Genomic DNA, 15,480 nt, shown 5'->3' on the forward strand with positions numbered 1-15,480 from the left:
ATATCGCCCGGAGTAAACCGAGAACCAGCGCTTAAGAAGCGGGCGCAAGCATATTCCTGCGAGAGGGGCTGCGAGCCCGGCCCCAGAGAGCTGTTACGCATGCCAAGCGAAGCAGCAGTCAAAGCGGAAGAGGCGTTGATCCATGTTCTTTGGATCAATGCGGGATTAAGTTGTGACGGCGATTCGGTGGCGTTGACTGCCGCTACCCAACCCAGCATCGAGGAGATCGCGCTTGGCGCGCTTCCCGGGCTGCCGAAAATCGCCGTCCACTGGCCCCTAATAGATTTCGAGTGCGGACCCAACGGGGGCGCAGACGATTTCCTGGAGTGGTTCTTCAAGGCCGAACGTGGGGAATTGGAGCCGTTCGTCCTCGTTGTCGAGGGGTCCATTCCAAACGAGCAGCTCAAGGATGAGGGCTATTGGTGCGGGTTCGGCAACAACCCCGCGACCGGGCAGCCGATGACCACGAGTGAATGGCTGGACCGGCTCACCCCGAAAGCCACCGCGGTCGTCGCGGTCGGAACATGCGCCACCTACGGCGGAATCCATGCGATGGCAGGCAACCCGACCGGCGCGATGGGCGTGCCCGACTACCTCGGCTGGGACTGGAAGAGCAAGGCGGGCATCCCGATTGTTTGTGTGCCCGGCTGTCCTATCCATCCGGACAATCTTGCCGAGACACTGACATATCTGCTCTACATGGCGACCGACCAGGCGCCGATGATTCCGCTTGATGACGCGTTGCGGCCCAAGTGGCTGTTCGGCGCGACGGTGCACGAAGGCTGCGATCGCGCCGGGTATTACGAGCAGGGCGACTTCGCTACCGAATACGGCTCACCGAAATGCATTGTGAAGCTTGGCTGTTGGGGCCCAGTTGTGAAATGCAACGTCCCCAAGCGGGGCTGGATCAACGGCATCGGCGGCTGCCCGAACGTCGGCGGCATCTGCATCGGCTGCACGATGCCCGGCTTCCCCGACAAGTTCATGCCGTTCATGGACGAACCGCCCGGCGGCAAGGTCTCGACGACGGCCTCAGGCCTGTACGGCTCGGTCATCCGCAGCCTTCGCCACGTCACTGGGCGCACGGTGGACAAAGAACCGAAGTGGCGGCATCCCGGCACGAAACTCGAAACCGGAGCTACCCGCACCTGGTAGGTGCGGGCTCTTCGGCGCTGCTGCACGTGCATTTCGCGATCGCCGAAATCCCTTGTGGCGCTGCCCACTAGACGAAAGAGAAGAGTTCGATGACAACGATCATCCCCGAGCCGTCACATGTGAAGCGAGATCCCGGTCAACTGGTGGAGATGGCGTGGGATCCCATCACCCGCATCGTCGGCAGCCTCGGTATCTACACGAAGATCGACTTTGAGAACAGAGAGGTCGTCGAGTGCCACAGCACCTCGTCGATCTTCCGTGGCTATTCGATCTTCATGAAGGGCAAGGATCCTCGCGACGCCCACTTTATCACCAGCCGCATCTGCGGCATCTGCGGCGACAACCACGCCACCTGTTCGTGCTACTGCCAGAACATGGCCTACGGGGTGAAGCCGCCGCATCTCGGAGAGTGGCTCATCAACCTTGGTGAGGCCGCGGAATACATGTTCGACCACAACATCTTCCAAGAGAATCTGGTCGGCGTGGATTACTGCGAGAAGATGGTGTCGGAAACCAATCCGAGTGTGCTGGCCAAGGCCGAGAACACCCAGGCGCCGCACGCCGACATGCACGGCTACCGGACGATCGCCGACATCATGCGGGCGCTCAACCCGTTCACCGGTGAGTTCTACCGGGAGGCGCTACAGGTCAGCCGGTGGACGCGAGAGATGTTCTGCCTCATGGAAGGCCGCCATGTGCACCCGTCCACGCTGTACCCGGGCGGCATCGGCACCACCGCCACCGTGCAGCTGATGACGGACTACATGACCCGGCTGATGCGCTACGTGGAGTTCATGAAGTCCGTCGTGCCCATGCACGACGACCTCTTCGACTTCTTCTACGAGGCGCTGCCCGGCTACGACCAGGTGGGGTTGCGACGTACGCTGCTGGGCTGCTGGGGTTCTTTCCAGGATCCCGAGGTGTGCAACTTCGAATACAAGGACATGGAGCGCTGGGGCGACGCCATGTTCGTCACGCCCGGCGTCGTGATCGACGGCAAGCTGCACACCCATTCGCTGGTCGACATCAACCTCGGCATCCGAATCCTGTTGGGCCACAGCTACTATGATGACTGGACCGACCAGGAGATGTTCGTCAAGACCGATCCGCTCGGCAACCCGGTCGACCGCAGGCATCCGTGGAATCAGCACACCAACCCGCGGCCGCAGAAGCGTGACTTCGAGGGCAATTACAGCTGGGTGATGGCGCCGCGGTGGTTCGACGGCACCGACCACTTGGCGCTGGACACCGGCGGCGGTCCGCTGGCCCGGCTGTGGTCGACCGCGCTCGCCGGCCTCGTCGACATCGGCTACGTGAAGGCCACCGGCACCAGCGTGCAGATCAACCTGCCCAAGACAGCCCTCAAGGGTCCGGTGTCGTTCGAGTGGAAAGTGCCGCACTACGGCAGCAACACGCTCGAACGCAATCGCGCCAGGACCTACTTCCAGGCCTACGCGGCGGCATGCGCGCTGCACTTCGCCGAGAAGGCGCTGGTGGAGATCCGCGCTGGCCGCACCAAGACATGGGAGAAGTTCGAGGTGCCCGACGAAGGCATCGGCTGTGGGTTCACCGAGGCGGTGCGCGGAGTCCTGTCTCACCACATGGTGATTCGCGACGGCAAGATCGCGAACTATCACCCATATCCGCCGACGCCGTGGAACGCCAATCCGCGCGACAGCTACGGCACGCCTGGTCCGTACGAGGATGCGGTACAGGGCCAACCGATCTTCGAGGAGAACGACAGGGAGCACTTCAAGGGCATCGACGTCATGCGCACGGTGCGCAGCTTCGATCCGTGTCTGCCCTGCGGGGTGCACATGTACCTCGGCAAGGGCAAGTCATTGGATCTGCTGCACTCCCCCACCCAATCGCTCACCGGGGAATAGCGTATGGCCCCGCCGACACTGCCAGGCCTTCCGGATTCCCAGGACGACGCGCAGTGGCGCACGGCGGGCGAGCGAATACAGAACCTGCTCGACGCGTCGTCATCGGGTGGCGCCGTCGCGAGGGAACGCGCCGAACTACTCGTCCGTGAGGTGACCGACCTCTACGGAGCGGCGCTGATGCGGATGATGCAGATAGCGTTGGCCGCGGATCCGGGTCTCGCCAACCGGTTCGCGGCCGACGACCTCGTCGCCAGCCTCCTGCTGGTGCACGGGTTGCATCCGCACGGCGTCGAGCGACGGGTTTCGGACGCACTGGACAGCGTGCGGCCCTACCTCGGCTCGCACGGCGGAGACGTGTCGCTGCTCGGCGTCGTCGACGGTGTGGTGCGACTGCAGTTCCAGGGCAGCTGTAAGAGCTGTCCGTCGTCGTCGGTGACGTTGGAGTTGGCGGTCGAGGATGCGGTGCGGGCCGCGGCGCCGGAGATCGAATCGATCGAAGTGGTTGCGGCGGAGAATGTCTCGACGCCGAGTGTCATTCCCGCCGAGTCACTGATGCGTCGCGTGCACACCAACGGCCACCACTGGCAGCCGGTGCCGGAGCTCGCCGAATTGGCCGACGGTGAAGTCGGCGGGTTCCGCGTCGAAGGCGTCACCGCGCTGGTCTGCCGAGTGAGCGGCGAACTCTACGCGTACCGCGACAGATGCCCCAGTTGTCTTGGCACCTTGGCGGGTGCAGGGTTGCGCGGCACAGTGCTGCAGTGTCCGGCGTGCGGCGCCGGTTTCGACGCCGTCCACGCCGGTGCGGGCGTGGGCGGCGACAGCCACCTGGAGCCGCTACCGGTTCTGGTGCGCGACGGCGTGCTGTCGATGGCAGTCCCTGAGGAGGTGGCATAGTGGAGGGTGCTTTCGACGTGCTGGCGCGCATACGTGCCAATCGCGGCGCGCCACAGCCGGCTGGCGAGCGCTGCGAGATGTGCGCGGAGGCCATTGCCGATGAGCACCAGCACGTGGTGAATCTCGAAGGCCGACAACTGATGTGTGTCTGCCGCGGGTGCTATCTGCTGTTCACCGACACCGATGCCCAGTTACGCTACCGCGCCGTTCCGGACCGCTACCTCGTCTTCAATGACTTCGCGTTGGATCGCCGTGCATGGGAGGGGCTGCAGATTCCGGTCGGACTGGCGTTCTTCTTCCACAACTCGAGCCTCGACCGCACCGTGGCCTTTTATCCCGGGCCGGCCGGCGCCACCGAATCCGAACTGGACCTCGTGGCGTGGAACGACATCCGCACCGCCGATCCACGCGTTGACACCGTCGCCGCGGACACCGAGGCGCTGCTGGTTCGGGTGCCCGACGACGAAACAGCTTCTACCCGAGCATATTTGGTTCCGATCGACGCCTGCTACGAGTTCGTCGGCCGGCTGCGCATGATGTGGCGCGGATTCGACGGCGGCCAGGACGCCCGCACTTACATCGAGAACTTCTTCGATCAGCTCGACAACCGGAGCAGACTGGTTGACCGCGCATGACCGACATCACGTTCGCCGTCCTCGATGTGGCACCGGAACCGTATGCGGTGACACCGATTCTGATGGCGCGGGTAGGCATCGCGTCGGTCGCCGAGGAACCGGTGCACGCCGTCGCACTGCGTTGTCAGGTGCGTATCGAGCCCTCGCGACGTCAGTATTCCGATGACGAAGCCGCCGCACTCGTCGATCTGTTCGGGCCGCGGGAACGCTGGGCGGCGACACAACACTCATTCCTGTGGCAGCACGCGACCGCCATGGTGCCGGGATTCACCGGGACCACGCAGGTGCACATGCCCTTGGAGTGCACCTATGACTTCGAGGTCGCGGCCGCGAAGTACCTGCAGGCGCTCGGCGACGGCACCATTCCCCTGCAGTTTCTGTTCAGCGGAACAGTTTTCGGCCGCGGTTCGAACGGCTTTACCGTCCAACAGGTGCCATGGGACCGCGAGGAGCGTTACGACATGCCGGTTTCGGTGTGGCGTGACCTGATCCAGCAGCACTTCCCTAACACCGGCTGGGTGCGACTGGACCGCGAAACCATCGACGCGCTGGCGGCGTACCGCTCCGCGCGCGGCCTACTCGGATTCGACCAGGCAATCACCGCACTGCTGGCGGAGAACTCGGCGACGCGGGAAAGCTCATGACCGCCCCCTGGGACCACGCCCGTGCCGTCGCCGACGCGGTGCTCTACGAGGGCTATCTGCTCTACCCGTATCGCGCCACCTCGGGAAAGAACCAGTCACGCTGGCAGTTCGGAGTGTTGGGTCCCCAGGGCGCGGCTGACGCGGGCATCGGTGAGCAGGACACGCTGTCCGCGCAGGTGCTGGTTGACTCGAATACGGTTCCCTCGCTGTCCGGCGTGGTGCGTTTTCTGCAATTGCAACACCGCGCGGCCGAGCGGGACGTCGGCGGTCGTTTTCAGCCGACCGAAGAACTGTCCACCGGCTCCGCCAGCTGGCTCACGTGGGACGAGGCCGTCGAGTGCGAGATCGCGATAGAACGGTTCGCTGTCACGAGTTTGCCACGCACGCTTGACATCTCGGTGCCGGCGGGCAGCGACATCGAGATGCTGGACGGCGGCCGGCTGGTGCGCACGCGGCGCGGCCTGCACGGTCGACTCGACATCTCCGCCGAACGCGACGGTGACCACTTACGAGTGTCGTTCGAGGTACGCAATGTCGCCCCGCCCGCCGCGGACAAGGACGAGGCGATTGCCACCTCCCTGATCGGCACACATCTGTTGATCGAGGTCACCGACGGCGAATTCGTTTCGCTTCTGGAGCCGCCGGACGTCGCGGCGGCAGCGGTCGACCGGTGCTCGCACCACCGCTGCTTCCCGGTGCTCGCCGGCCCTCCCGGGGTCAATGATCTGGTGCTGGTGTCACCGATCATCCTCTACGACCATCCCGAGATCGCAGAACAGAGCAAGGGCGCGCTCTACGACTCCACCGAGATAGACGAAATCCTCACGCTACGGATCATGACGATGACCGACGAGGAGAAGGCGCAGGCCCGCGCCACCGACCCGTTGGCCGCCCAGATCATCGACCGCTGCGACACGATGTCGCCCGAGGCCATGCTCGATCTGCACGGTGTGCTGCGCAATCCGCATGCGCCGACGGCAGATCCGGGGTTGATACCGGAAGTCCCCGCCGACGTCGACTGGTGGGATCCGACTGCAGACACCGCAGTGCGGCCTGACGTCGACGCAATCCTCGTCAACGGCACCCGCGTGGCGCGCGGCACTCGGGTCCGCCTGCACCCGTCGCGCCGGGCCGACGCGCAGGACCTCTTCTACACCGACATGGTCGCGCGCGTCACGTCGGTGCACGAAGACGTCGACGGCGACCAGCACGTCGGCGTCGTCCTCGAGGATGATCCGGCGGCCGACCTGCACGACTGGTACGGCCGCTATTTGTATTTCGCACCCGACGAGGTCGAACCACTCATCGAAAGGGGTTAGAAGATGGAGATAGTGGGTTGGATTGCCGTGGTCATCGCAGCATTGGTCGCCCTCGTGGCGGTTGCGCTGGGGGTCAGGTCGGTGCCTGATGCCATGCGGTACATGAAGATTCGACGGATGTAGCGGGTGCGATCACGTCAACAATCCTGGTAGCCGGGATCGGCAATATCTTCCTCGGTGACGACGGCTTCGGCCCCGAGGTGATTCGCCACGCCCCGCAGCGAGTCACCGATCCACGAGTTCGACTGGTGGACTACGGCATCCGGGGCATGCATCTGGCCTACGACCTGCTGGACGGCTGCGAGGCGCTGGTCCTGATCGACGCCATCCCCAGCCGCGGGTCACCGGGCGCGGTTCACGTCTTCGAGGCCGACCATGAAAGCTTGACCGCTGCAACCGGTCTGGATGCCCATGCGATGGACCCGACAGCGGTGTTCGCCAGCCTGAACGCCCTCGGCGGCACCCCGCCCTACACGGTGGTCATCGGCTGTGAGGCCGCCGACGTCGACGAAGGCATAGGGCTCTCGCCTGCGGTCGCCGCCGCGATACCCGAGGCGGTTCGCGCGCTCGAGGACGTCGTCGCCCGGCTGCTCCAACCGGTGAAGGGAGGCTGACCATGTGTCTTGGCATCCCGGGGCAAGTCATCCACATGCTGCAGGGCTACGGCGATCAGCTCGCGCTCGTCGACGTCGCGGGCGAACAGCGCAAGGTGAACGTCGGGATGCTGCCCGAGGAGACCTTTTCGCCCGGCGACTGGGTCATCATCCACATGGGCTTCGTCGTGGAGAAGACCGACAAGGCCGGCGCCGACGCGGCGATGGAAGGCCTCGAGCTGATGGGCCGGGGACGCGACACCGAGGCCTCACCATGACAGCCATGACGACACGGCGCAGACTGCGCGTCTGCGTGCACGGTGTGGTCCAGGGCGTGGGCTTTCGCCCGTTCGTCTACGCATGCGCGGCCACCTTCGGACTGTCCGGGGCAGTACGCAACGACAGCGCGGGTGCCGTCATCGAGGTGGAGGGCGATCCGTCGGACCTCGACTGCTTTCTGGCGCGGTTGCGCTATCAGCCGCCGCCCCTTGCCGTCATCGAATCGATTGACACGCACGATCTCCCGGTTGTCGGTGGCACCGGCTTCGTCATCGCCGATACCTCGCGGTCCGACGGCGGCCGCACGCTGGTCTCCCCCGACGTCGCGATGTGCGCGGAATGTGCGGCAGAACAACGCGATCCGTCCAACAGACGCTACCGCCACGCGTTCGTCAACTGCACCAACTGCGGGCCGCGGTTCACGATCATCTCCGGCGTTCCCTACGACCGCGCCTCGACCACGATGGCGGCGTTCCCGATGTGCGCCGAGTGCGCCCACGAATACGCCGACCCCGCAGACCGGCGCTTCCACGCCCAACCCGTGTGCTGCCCCAACTGCGGTCCGACGCTTCGGTATCACGACGACGTCGGCGTCATCGCCGGCGAGGATGCGCTGTCCCGCGCCAGGCGGTTGCTGCGCGACGGCGGCATCCTGGCGGTCAAGGGCATCGGCGGCTACCACCTGGCGTGCGACGCCTCCGATCAGCGGGCCGTCACCGAACTGCGAGAACGAAAGCGGCGGGGAGACAAACCGTTCGCGGTCATGGTGCCGGACCTGGCAACGGCGTGCGCAATCGCCGACGTCGACGACGCATCGGCCCGGCTGCTGACCGGTCCGCAGCGGCCGATCGTGCTGGTGCCTCGCGGGCGCGATGCGCGGATCGCCGACGCGGTGGCGCCGCGCAACCCCGATCTCGGCATCATGCTGGCTTACGCGCCGTTGCATGCTCTGCTGTTCGGCCTGCCTGGCGATTCGGCGGGCCCGCAGGTGCTGGTGATGACGTCCGGCAACCTCGGCGGTGAACCCATCTGCTTCACCGATGACGAAGCACTACAACGACTTTCGCACCTTGCCGACGGCTGGCTGATGCATGATCGCGAGATTCTGGTGCCGTGTGACGACTCGGTCGTACGGGTGGTGGACGACGTTGAACTACCGATCCGGCGGTCACGGGGTTACGCGCCGCTGCCGATCGCTCTGCCGGTCTCGATACCGCCGACGATGGCGGTCGGCGCCGACCTGAAGAACACGATGGCGGTGGCGGACGGGAAGTACGCCTGGCTGAGCCAGCACATCGGCGACATGGACGACCTCGCAACGCTGTCGGCCTTCGACGCCGCCCAACAACACCTGTGCGAGTTGACCGCCGTAGCGCCCGAAGTACTCGTGGCCAACGCACATCCGCTGTACCGGTCGACGGCGTGGGCGCATCGCAATGCCCGTGGGCGGCCCGTCCGAACCGTGCAGCACCACCACGCACACATCGCTGCGGTGATGGCCGAGCATGGCCTGGACGGGTCTCAGCAGGTGCTCGGTTTCGCGTTCGACGGGACCGGTTACGGATCCGACGAGGCGATCTGGGGTGGCGAAGTGCTGCTCGCGAACTACAAGGGCTACCAACGCCTCGCGCAACTGTCCTACGTGCCGCTCGCAGGCGGTGACATCAGCGTGCTTCGGCCGTACCGGATGGCGCTGGCGCACCTGTGGGCGGCCGGCATCGCATGGGAGCCGGATCTGCCGCCCGTGGCGGCGTGCCCGGTCGACGAACAACGGGTGTTGCGGCAGCAACTCGAAACCGGGATCGGCTGTGTGCCCACGTCCAGCATGGGCCGGCTTTTCGATGCGGTGTCCGCGCTCGCCGGTGTCCGCCACGTGGTGGCTTACGAGGCGCAGGCCGCCATCGAGTTGGAGGGGCTGGCACGCGACGCCCACTGCGGCGATTCCGCCTATGCCTTCGGGGTGCAGGACGTACTGATCGATCCAACTCCGGTGATAGACAGCGTGGTCCGAGACCAGCGCGGTGGCGTGCCCCCAGGCACGATCGGCGCACGGTTCCACCAGGCAGTCGCCGATCTGATCGTCGACATTGCGGATCGGAATCGCGACGCAGCCCAGCTCGTCGCGCTCTCGGGCGGCGTCTTCCAGAATGCGCTGCTGCTGCGTCTGACGCTGAAAGGTCTGCGCGCCAAAGGAATACCGGCGATCACGCATCGCGCGGTGCCGCCGAACGACGGTGGTGTCGCGTTGGGTCAGCTGATGGTGGGTAACTGCGGATGACCCTGTTCGATCAGTACGCCTATCCGCCCAACGAGCTCGGCTATTGCGGGCCGACCGATGGCGGGGGCGCGTTCGGACTTGCCGCCCACGCCAAGGAGTTCGACGGCGCATGGCCATATCTGGCAGCCATCGCCGAGGCGCTCGGCGCCTCGGATCCGCTGGACGAGGAGGTCGTCAGCAGCTACTGGGTGGGCGGGCCCGCGCTGGCCAAGGTCGATCCGGCCGCGCTACTGACCCGGCTGCGCACATCCTTCACCGGCCAGGTCACCGGACTGCTCGACGCGGTTGTCCCGGGCCCGGACGTTTTGGCCCACCACAGTTTCCACGTCTTCGTCGTCTACCCCTGGGTCCGCTTCCTCGACCGCGATGCGGCGACGGCGCTTGGCGTCATGCAGGACTGCCGGATCCGCTGGGGCACCGTCGAATCGATCGACGGCGAGCACGCCGTGATCACGTCACCCCCGCTGGGACTCGCCGGTGGCGAGCTGATACTCGGCGACCCCCGGCCCGAGCGGGTGCAGTGGAAGAAGGGCGAACTCTCGCTGGCGCCCGCCCCGAGCCCCGGTTCCATCGTTGCGGTGCACTGGAACTGGGTGTGCGAGCAGTTGGAAGCCGATCAACGCACGGCACTCGAAGCCGCCACACAGTCAACGCTCGATATGGTCAATACCTTGAGGGGAGGTCGACAATGACGACCACCGCGCAACTCGGGGGCTCCTACATCGACGTGGAGTTGTCCGCCGATCTGGCTGCCGCCGCGCTGGACCTGGCCCGCAGATTCCACGACGGCGCCACGCTGTGGGTGATCTCCCCGCAGTGGGAGCCGCACGCCCACCACGTCGCCGTTGAGTTCGTCCATCCGGTGGTGATGGGGAAACGGGCGCTGCCGTCGGTGGCGCTCGTCGAACCGGATCCCGTCGCACAGGCGCGGGTTGCCAGTCAGCCCGGTGATCTGCTGATCGCCGTCGCGTCCGCCGACGAGCCCGCCGTCGTCGAAGCCATGCGACGCGCGCCCGCCTGGGGGGTGCTGACGCTGTGGATCGGTTCCGGGCCGCGGCCGCCTGCCGGTGCGGCCAACCACATCCTGTGGATCGACTCCGACGACCCGATGGTGCCAGCCACCGGAACGTTCGTGCTGATGTATCACCTGCTGTGGGAACTCACCCACGTCTGCTTCGAACACCCCGGACTGCTCAAGCCGCCCGCCGAGGAATGCGCCGAGGACGTGTGCGTGACGTGTAGTGACGAGGGCCGCCTCGCTGAGGTCGTGCTCGAGCCGGCAGACGGTCAGGCGCTCGTGCGAACGGCCAGGGGCGAGGAATGGGTGGACACCACAATCCTCGACGACGTCGGCGTCAACGACTTGGTTCTGGTGCACGCTGGAGCGGCGATCACACGTCTGGAGGCGATGTCATGACAACCCGGCACGAACCCGAAAGCACCGGCTTCCTCTACCCGTTCATCGAATCCGAGGAGACGGACGCCACCAGTCTCCTCGATGATCTGGCCGCCTCGGCGCGCGGTAAGGCGACCGAAAGCGCACGGCTGCAACAAGAATCGCTCGACGAGTACGCGCCCGCCGTGACGGCGGCCGGAACCCAGATGGCCGAACGGTTCCTGCGCGGAGGCAGGCTCTACACGCTCGGCAACGGTGGCAGCTCGACCGACGCCGCCACACTGGCGACGCTGTTCAGTCGGCCCGCGCGGGGAAGGCCGGTGGCGGCGTGGTCGCTGGCCGCCGACGAGGCGGTGGTGACCGCACTCGGCAACGACGTCGGGTTCGACCTGATCTTCAAACGCCAGATCATCGCTCACGCAAGGGATCGCGACGTCGCGATCGCGTTGTCGACATCGGGCAACTCCGAAGACCTGATGTCGGCGATCACCGAAGCCAAGCAGCGGGGTCTGCTCACCGTCGGATTCTCAGGGCATGACGGGGGCAGGATGGCCGCCGCGGAGGATCTCGACTTCTGCTTCACTGTGCACTCGCAGAGCATCCACCGCATCCAGGAGAGCCACGCGATGCTCGGATACCGATTGTGGTCGGTGACGCAGGAACACATGGCACGGCCGATGTCTCAGGCCCGAGCATGAGCACCACCGCCGACCACGAAGACCGGGTGCTGGAACGCATCGACAAGTTCCGGCAGCGCAGGCCGCGACTGCTCGACGACGTGGTGACGCTCGCGCACGGAGCGGGCGGCAAGTCTTCGGCGGCGCTCGTCGACGCGGTGTTCCTCGAGGCGTTCCGCAATGACGAACTCGAGCAACTCGGCGATGCCGCCGTACTGCGCACCGCATCCGGTGAACGGCTCGCGTTCTCGACCGACTCGTATGTCGTATCGCCGCGCCGCTTTCCGGGCGGATCGATCGGCCACGTCGCAGTGCACGGGACCATCAACGACCTTGCCGTGTCAGGCGCCCGCCCGCAGTGGTTGTCGGCGGCATTCGTCATCGAAGAGGGGTTCGGTATCGCCGAACTCCGCGAAATCGTCGCCGACATGAGCGAAGCCGCCGCCAACGCCGGCGTACAGATCGTCACCGGGGACACGAAGGTGGTTGGCAAGGGCGCCGCCGACGGCGTCTACATCTCGACCGCAGGCGTCGGTGTGATCCCCGAGGGCAGGCGGCTGTCCCGCGACCTCGTCCAGCCCGGCGACAAGGTGCTGTTGTCCGGCACCATCGGCGAGCACGGCATGGCCGTCATGCTGGCCCGCGGCGACCTGGCCATCGATGCGGACATCGAGTCGGACACGGCACCCGTGCACGAACTGGTCGAAATCCTGCTTGCCGCAGCGCCGTCGACGCGCTGGATGCGCGATGCCACCCGCGGCGGCGTCGGCACCATCGCCAACGAACTCGTGAAGGACGCGCCGTTCGCGCTGATCCTCGACGAGGCGCGGCTGCCGGTGCAGCCGCAGGTGCTCGGCGCCTGCGACATGCTGGGCATCGACCCGCTGTATGTGGCGAACGAGGGCAAGTTCGTCGCCATCGTCGCAGCCGACGAAGCCGATGCGGCCGTCGCGGCCCTGCACGAGCATCCACAAGGCGCCGATGCCGCCGTTGTCGGTGAGATCGTTCCCGAACCGCACGGAATCGTGGCGCTACGAACGTCATTCGGCGGCAGCCGGATTGTCGACATGCTCGTCGGTGACCCGCTGCCGCGGATCTGCTGAGAGGAGACCGACCATGTGTCTAGGGATACCGGGCCAAGTCGTCGAGATCGTCGACGCCGAACAGTCGCTGGCCAAGGTCGACGTCAACGGTGTTCGCAGGAACATCAGCGTGCGGCTGCTGGCCGACGACAACCTGCAAGTCGGTGACTGGGTGCTCGTGCACGTCGGCTTCGCGATGGCCAAGATCGACGAGCGCGAGGCCGCCATGACGCTGAGCCAGGTCGAGAAGATGGGCGCCGATTACGTCAATGAGATCGAAGCATTCAACGCGTCCGAAATCGCCTGAGAGGCCAGACAAATGAAGTTCGTAGACGAATTCCGTGACCCGGCTGCCGCACGCGCGCTGGTCAAGTCCATCACCGAGTTGGCGGGTACCGACCATTTCAAATTCATGGAGGTCTGCGGCGGTCACACGCACACCATCTACCGGCACGGCATCGAGCACCTGCTGCCGGAGTCCGTCGAGTTGGTGCACGGGCCGGGCTGTCCGGTGTGCGTGATACCGATGGGCCGAGTGGACGACGCGATGTGGCTGGCCGAGCAGCCAGGCGTCATCTTCACGACGTTCGGCGACATGATGCGGGTGCCGGGTTCCAAGGGCAATCTGATCGAGGCGAAGGCCAGAGGCGCCGACGTGCGCTTCGTGTACTCCCCACTCGACGCGCTCAAAGTCGCGATCGACAATCCCGACCGCCACGTGGTGTTCTTCGCGGTCGGCTTCGAGACCACCGCGCCCTCCACCGCGGTCACGCTGGTGCGGGCACGCTCCCTCGGCGTGCAGAACTTCAGCGTGTTCTGCAACCACGTCACGATCGTGCCGCCCATCAAGGCCATCCTCGAGTCACCGGATCTGCGGCTGTCAGGGTTCCTCGGCCCCGGCCACGTCTCCACGGTGGTCGGGATACGGCCCTACCGGTTCGTTTCGGAGGTTTACGGAAAGCCCATGGTGGTCGCGGGTTTCGAGCCGCTGGACATCCTCGCGTCGGTGCACATGCTGCTGCAGCAGATCCGCGAGGGTCGGTGCGAGATCGAGAATCAGTACACCCGGGTGGTGCGCCCAGAAGGAAACACCCAAGCGCTGAAGCTGATGTCCGAGACCTTCGAGCTGCGGCCGCACTTCGAGTGGCGCGGTTTGGGATTCATCTCGCAGAGCGCGTTGAAGGTGCATCCCGACTACGCCGAGTTCGACGCCGAGCGCAAGTTCGACATGCCGGGCGTACGGGTTGCCGATCCGAAGGCATGCCAATGCGGCGAGGTGCTCAAGGGCGTGATCAAGCCGTGGGAGTGCAAGGTGTTCGGGACCGCATGCACCCCCGAGACGCCGATCGGCACGTGCATGGTGTCACCGGAAGGCGCCTGTGCGGCGTACTACAACTTCGGCAGGCTGCACCGCGAGACCGCACAGTTGTTGGGCCAGCGCTAGTCAGCGGGTTTAGATGGCCACGCGTTGGTTGGCTGTCCCGTGCCACGCGTCGACGGCATCCTGCAGAGGCAGGCCGAGCGCATTGCAGAGTCCTATGACGGTGCCGAAGCTCGGACTCGGCATCCTTCCGACCTCGAGTTTGCGCAGCGTCTCGGGTGAGATGCCGGCCTCACGCGCGACCAACTCGGGATCGCGACCTGCACGAGTCGTCCTGATCAGCGCGCCGAGCCGTTGGCCTGCTTTCACCTGTTCCGGACTCAGCGGTACGCGCACCATGACGCTCAGCATAGCCGGTATTCAAATACCGATGCTGGTAGGGTCGGTATAAAAATACCGATATTCGATGGGTGTGGAAGATGATCGAACTCAAGACTGCCGGCGAGATCGACAAGATGGCGGTCACGGGTGAATTCGTGGCGGAAACGTTGGCGACGTTGTCGATCGAGGCGCAGCCAGGCGTGAATTTGATGCAGCTCGAGCACCATGCCCGTGAGCTGATCGACGCTCGCGGGGCGGCGTCGTGCTATTGGGATTACGCGCCGTCGTTCGGTCGCGGTCCATTTCGCAATGTCATCTGCCTGTCGGTCAATGATGCTGTGCTGCATGGCATGCCGCGCGACTACGTGCTCCGCGACGGCGACGTGTTGAGTCTGGACTTCGCGGTGTCGATCGACGGATGGGTAGCCGATTCTGCTGTGACGGTCATCGTCGGTCGGGCCGCCGACCCCGCTGACGAAGCGCTGATCGACTCGACGCAACGAGCGCTCGCCGCGGGTATCGCTGCCGCGGTGCCCGGTGGGCGACTCGGCGACATCTCGGCCGCCATCGGCGAAGTCGCCACCGAAGCCGGCTATCGCGTCAATACCGAATTCGGCGGGCACGGGCTGGGTCGCACCATGCACGAGGATCCGCACATCCCCAATCGCGGACGGCACGGCCGCGGGTTGCTTCTCCGGCCGGGCATGACGTTCGCGCTCGAGCCGTGGTGGGCACGCGGCAGCGATCGTCTGGTGATGGACGCCGACGGCTGGACGCTGCGCTCGGCCGACGGGTCGAGGACTGCGCATTCCGAGCACACCATCGCGATCACCGAAGCCGGCCCGCGGATCCTCACCCAGTCCGGGGTTGACAGGGTTGTGTCGGGGCCGCCGCGGGTAGCCAGCAACTAGCTTCGTCGCAGCGCGTGCGGCGGGCTGTG

At 65.7% G+C, this 15,480-nt stretch carries 17 protein-coding genes; 16 read left to right on the forward strand and 1 reads right to left on the reverse strand.

From position 1 onward, the window contains the following. Nucleotides 1-99: 99 nt before the first annotated feature. The 15 genes from GGC64_RS02875 to hypD all read left to right on the forward strand — a co-directional run bounded on the left by GGC64_RS02875 (nt 100) and on the right by hypD (nt 14,282). The gene (locus tag GGC64_RS02875; protein ID WP_192720933.1) at nt 100-1,155 is read left to right on the forward strand and encodes a hydrogenase expression protein HypE; all 1,056 of its coding nucleotides are present in this window, start codon (nt 100-102) and stop codon (nt 1,153-1,155) included. A gap of 89 nt (nt 1,156-1,244) precedes the next feature. Next, nucleotides 1,245-3,041, forward strand: coding sequence for a nickel-dependent hydrogenase large subunit (locus GGC64_RS02880; protein WP_192720934.1), 1,797 nt, complete (start codon nt 1,245-1,247; stop codon nt 3,039-3,041). A 3-nt stretch (nt 3,042-3,044) separates the two neighbouring features. Continuing rightward, complete coding sequence (locus tag GGC64_RS02885) at nt 3,045-3,935, forward strand: NifU family protein (RefSeq protein WP_192720935.1); 891 nt, start codon at nt 3,045-3,047, stop codon at nt 3,933-3,935. Beyond that, on the forward strand, nt 3,935-4,570 hold the full coding sequence (locus tag GGC64_RS02890) for a DUF5947 family protein (protein WP_192720936.1): 636 nt from the start codon (nt 3,935-3,937) through the stop codon (nt 4,568-4,570). The genes GGC64_RS02885 and GGC64_RS02890 overlap by 1 nt, the downstream gene beginning before the upstream one ends. Then, on the forward strand, nt 4,567-5,214 hold the full coding sequence (locus GGC64_RS02895; protein WP_192720937.1) for a DUF6084 family protein: 648 nt from the start codon (nt 4,567-4,569) through the stop codon (nt 5,212-5,214). Before GGC64_RS02890 ends, GGC64_RS02895 begins: the two co-directional genes overlap by 4 nt. Beyond that, nucleotides 5,211-6,533 (forward strand): hypothetical protein, encoded by a 1,323-nt coding sequence (locus GGC64_RS02900; RefSeq protein WP_192720938.1) that lies wholly within the window; start codon nt 5,211-5,213, stop codon nt 6,531-6,533. Before GGC64_RS02895 ends, GGC64_RS02900 begins: the two co-directional genes overlap by 4 nt. Before the next feature lie 131 nt (nt 6,534-6,664). Then, nucleotides 6,665-7,147 carry a hydrogenase maturation protease gene (locus tag GGC64_RS02905; protein WP_192722376.1) on the forward strand — a complete coding sequence of 161 codons (483 nt, stop codon included), beginning with the start codon at nt 6,665-6,667 and terminating at the stop codon, nt 7,145-7,147. Between the two features lie 2 nt (nt 7,148-7,149). Next, nucleotides 7,150-7,404: a HypC/HybG/HupF family hydrogenase formation chaperone gene (locus tag GGC64_RS02910; RefSeq protein WP_192720939.1), complete on the forward strand. Its 255-nt coding sequence runs from the start codon at nt 7,150-7,152 to the stop codon at nt 7,402-7,404. A gap of 5 nt (nt 7,405-7,409) precedes the next feature. Beyond that, a complete protein-coding gene (hypF, locus tag GGC64_RS02915; RefSeq protein WP_192720940.1) occupies nt 7,410-9,683 on the forward strand; it encodes a carbamoyltransferase HypF in 2,274 nt (757 codons plus the stop codon). Further along, nucleotides 9,680-10,375 carry a DUF6390 family protein gene (locus GGC64_RS02920; protein WP_192720941.1) on the forward strand — a complete coding sequence of 232 codons (696 nt, stop codon included), beginning with the start codon at nt 9,680-9,682 and terminating at the stop codon, nt 10,373-10,375. The genes hypF and GGC64_RS02920 overlap by 4 nt, the downstream gene beginning before the upstream one ends. Continuing rightward, entirely contained in the window at nt 10,372-11,100 is a 729-nt protein-coding gene (locus GGC64_RS02925; protein ID WP_192720942.1) for a hydrogenase assembly protein HupF, read from the forward strand. The genes GGC64_RS02920 and GGC64_RS02925 overlap by 4 nt, the downstream gene beginning before the upstream one ends. Beyond that, nucleotides 11,097-11,777 carry an SIS domain-containing protein gene (locus GGC64_RS02930; RefSeq protein WP_192720943.1) on the forward strand — a complete coding sequence of 227 codons (681 nt, stop codon included), beginning with the start codon at nt 11,097-11,099 and terminating at the stop codon, nt 11,775-11,777. The genes GGC64_RS02925 and GGC64_RS02930 overlap by 4 nt, the downstream gene beginning before the upstream one ends. After that, nucleotides 11,774-12,859, forward strand: coding sequence for a hydrogenase expression/formation protein HypE (hypE, locus tag GGC64_RS02935; protein ID WP_192720944.1), 1,086 nt, complete (start codon nt 11,774-11,776; stop codon nt 12,857-12,859). Before GGC64_RS02930 ends, hypE begins: the two co-directional genes overlap by 4 nt. A gap of 13 nt (nt 12,860-12,872) precedes the next feature. Further along, nucleotides 12,873-13,145 (forward strand): HypC/HybG/HupF family hydrogenase formation chaperone, encoded by a 273-nt coding sequence (locus GGC64_RS02940; protein WP_192720945.1) that lies wholly within the window; start codon nt 12,873-12,875, stop codon nt 13,143-13,145. A 12-nt stretch (nt 13,146-13,157) separates the two neighbouring features. Continuing rightward, nucleotides 13,158-14,282: a hydrogenase formation protein HypD gene (gene hypD / locus GGC64_RS02945; RefSeq protein ID WP_192720946.1), complete on the forward strand. Its 1,125-nt coding sequence runs from the start codon at nt 13,158-13,160 to the stop codon at nt 14,280-14,282. Nucleotides 14,283-14,291: 9 nt separating this feature from the next. Here hypD and GGC64_RS02950 read toward each other — a convergent pair whose 3' ends face one another. Further along, nucleotides 14,292-14,558, reverse strand: coding sequence for a helix-turn-helix transcriptional regulator (locus GGC64_RS02950; RefSeq protein WP_192720947.1), 267 nt, complete (start codon nt 14,556-14,558; stop codon nt 14,292-14,294). Between the two features lie 80 nt (nt 14,559-14,638). Between GGC64_RS02950 and map the strand changes: the two genes are divergently transcribed. Continuing rightward, nucleotides 14,639-15,451 carry a type I methionyl aminopeptidase gene (gene map, locus GGC64_RS02955; protein WP_192720948.1) on the forward strand — a complete coding sequence of 271 codons (813 nt, stop codon included), beginning with the start codon at nt 14,639-14,641 and terminating at the stop codon, nt 15,449-15,451. Nucleotides 15,452-15,480 lie beyond the last annotated feature (29 nt).

The sequence above is a fragment of the Mycobacterium sp. OAS707 genome (assembly GCF_014873705.1).
In the GTDB taxonomy this organism is placed as follows: Bacteria; Actinomycetota; Actinomycetes; order Mycobacteriales; family Mycobacteriaceae; genus Mycobacterium.

Coding starts and splice junctions, on each gene's coding strand:
- hypD (WP_192720946.1), top strand. CDS start 13,158: ATGAAGTTCGTAGACGAATTCCGTGACCCGGCTGCCGCACGCGCGCTG.
- GGC64_RS02940 (WP_192720945.1), top strand. CDS start 12,873: ATGTGTCTAGGGATACCGGGCCAAGTCGTCGAGATCGTCGACGCCGAA.
- hypE (WP_192720944.1), top strand. CDS start 11,774: ATGAGCACCACCGCCGACCACGAAGACCGGGTGCTGGAACGCATCGAC.
- GGC64_RS02950 (WP_192720947.1), bottom strand. CDS start 14,558: ATGGTGCGCGTACCGCTGAGTCCGGAACAGGTGAAAGCAGGCCAACGG.
- GGC64_RS02925 (WP_192720942.1), top strand. CDS start 10,372: ATGACGACCACCGCGCAACTCGGGGGCTCCTACATCGACGTGGAGTTG.
- GGC64_RS02875 (WP_192720933.1), top strand. CDS start 100: ATGCCAAGCGAAGCAGCAGTCAAAGCGGAAGAGGCGTTGATCCATGTT.
- GGC64_RS02900 (WP_192720938.1), top strand. CDS start 5,211: ATGACCGCCCCCTGGGACCACGCCCGTGCCGTCGCCGACGCGGTGCTC.
- map (WP_192720948.1), top strand. CDS start 14,639: ATGATCGAACTCAAGACTGCCGGCGAGATCGACAAGATGGCGGTCACG.
- GGC64_RS02880 (WP_192720934.1), top strand. CDS start 1,245: ATGACAACGATCATCCCCGAGCCGTCACATGTGAAGCGAGATCCCGGT.
- GGC64_RS02895 (WP_192720937.1), top strand. CDS start 4,567: ATGACCGACATCACGTTCGCCGTCCTCGATGTGGCACCGGAACCGTAT.
- GGC64_RS02885 (WP_192720935.1), top strand. CDS start 3,045: ATGGCCCCGCCGACACTGCCAGGCCTTCCGGATTCCCAGGACGACGCG.
- hypF (WP_192720940.1), top strand. CDS start 7,410: ATGACGACACGGCGCAGACTGCGCGTCTGCGTGCACGGTGTGGTCCAG.
- GGC64_RS02910 (WP_192720939.1), top strand. CDS start 7,150: ATGTGTCTTGGCATCCCGGGGCAAGTCATCCACATGCTGCAGGGCTAC.
- GGC64_RS02920 (WP_192720941.1), top strand. CDS start 9,680: ATGACCCTGTTCGATCAGTACGCCTATCCGCCCAACGAGCTCGGCTAT.
- GGC64_RS02930 (WP_192720943.1), top strand. CDS start 11,097: ATGACAACCCGGCACGAACCCGAAAGCACCGGCTTCCTCTACCCGTTC.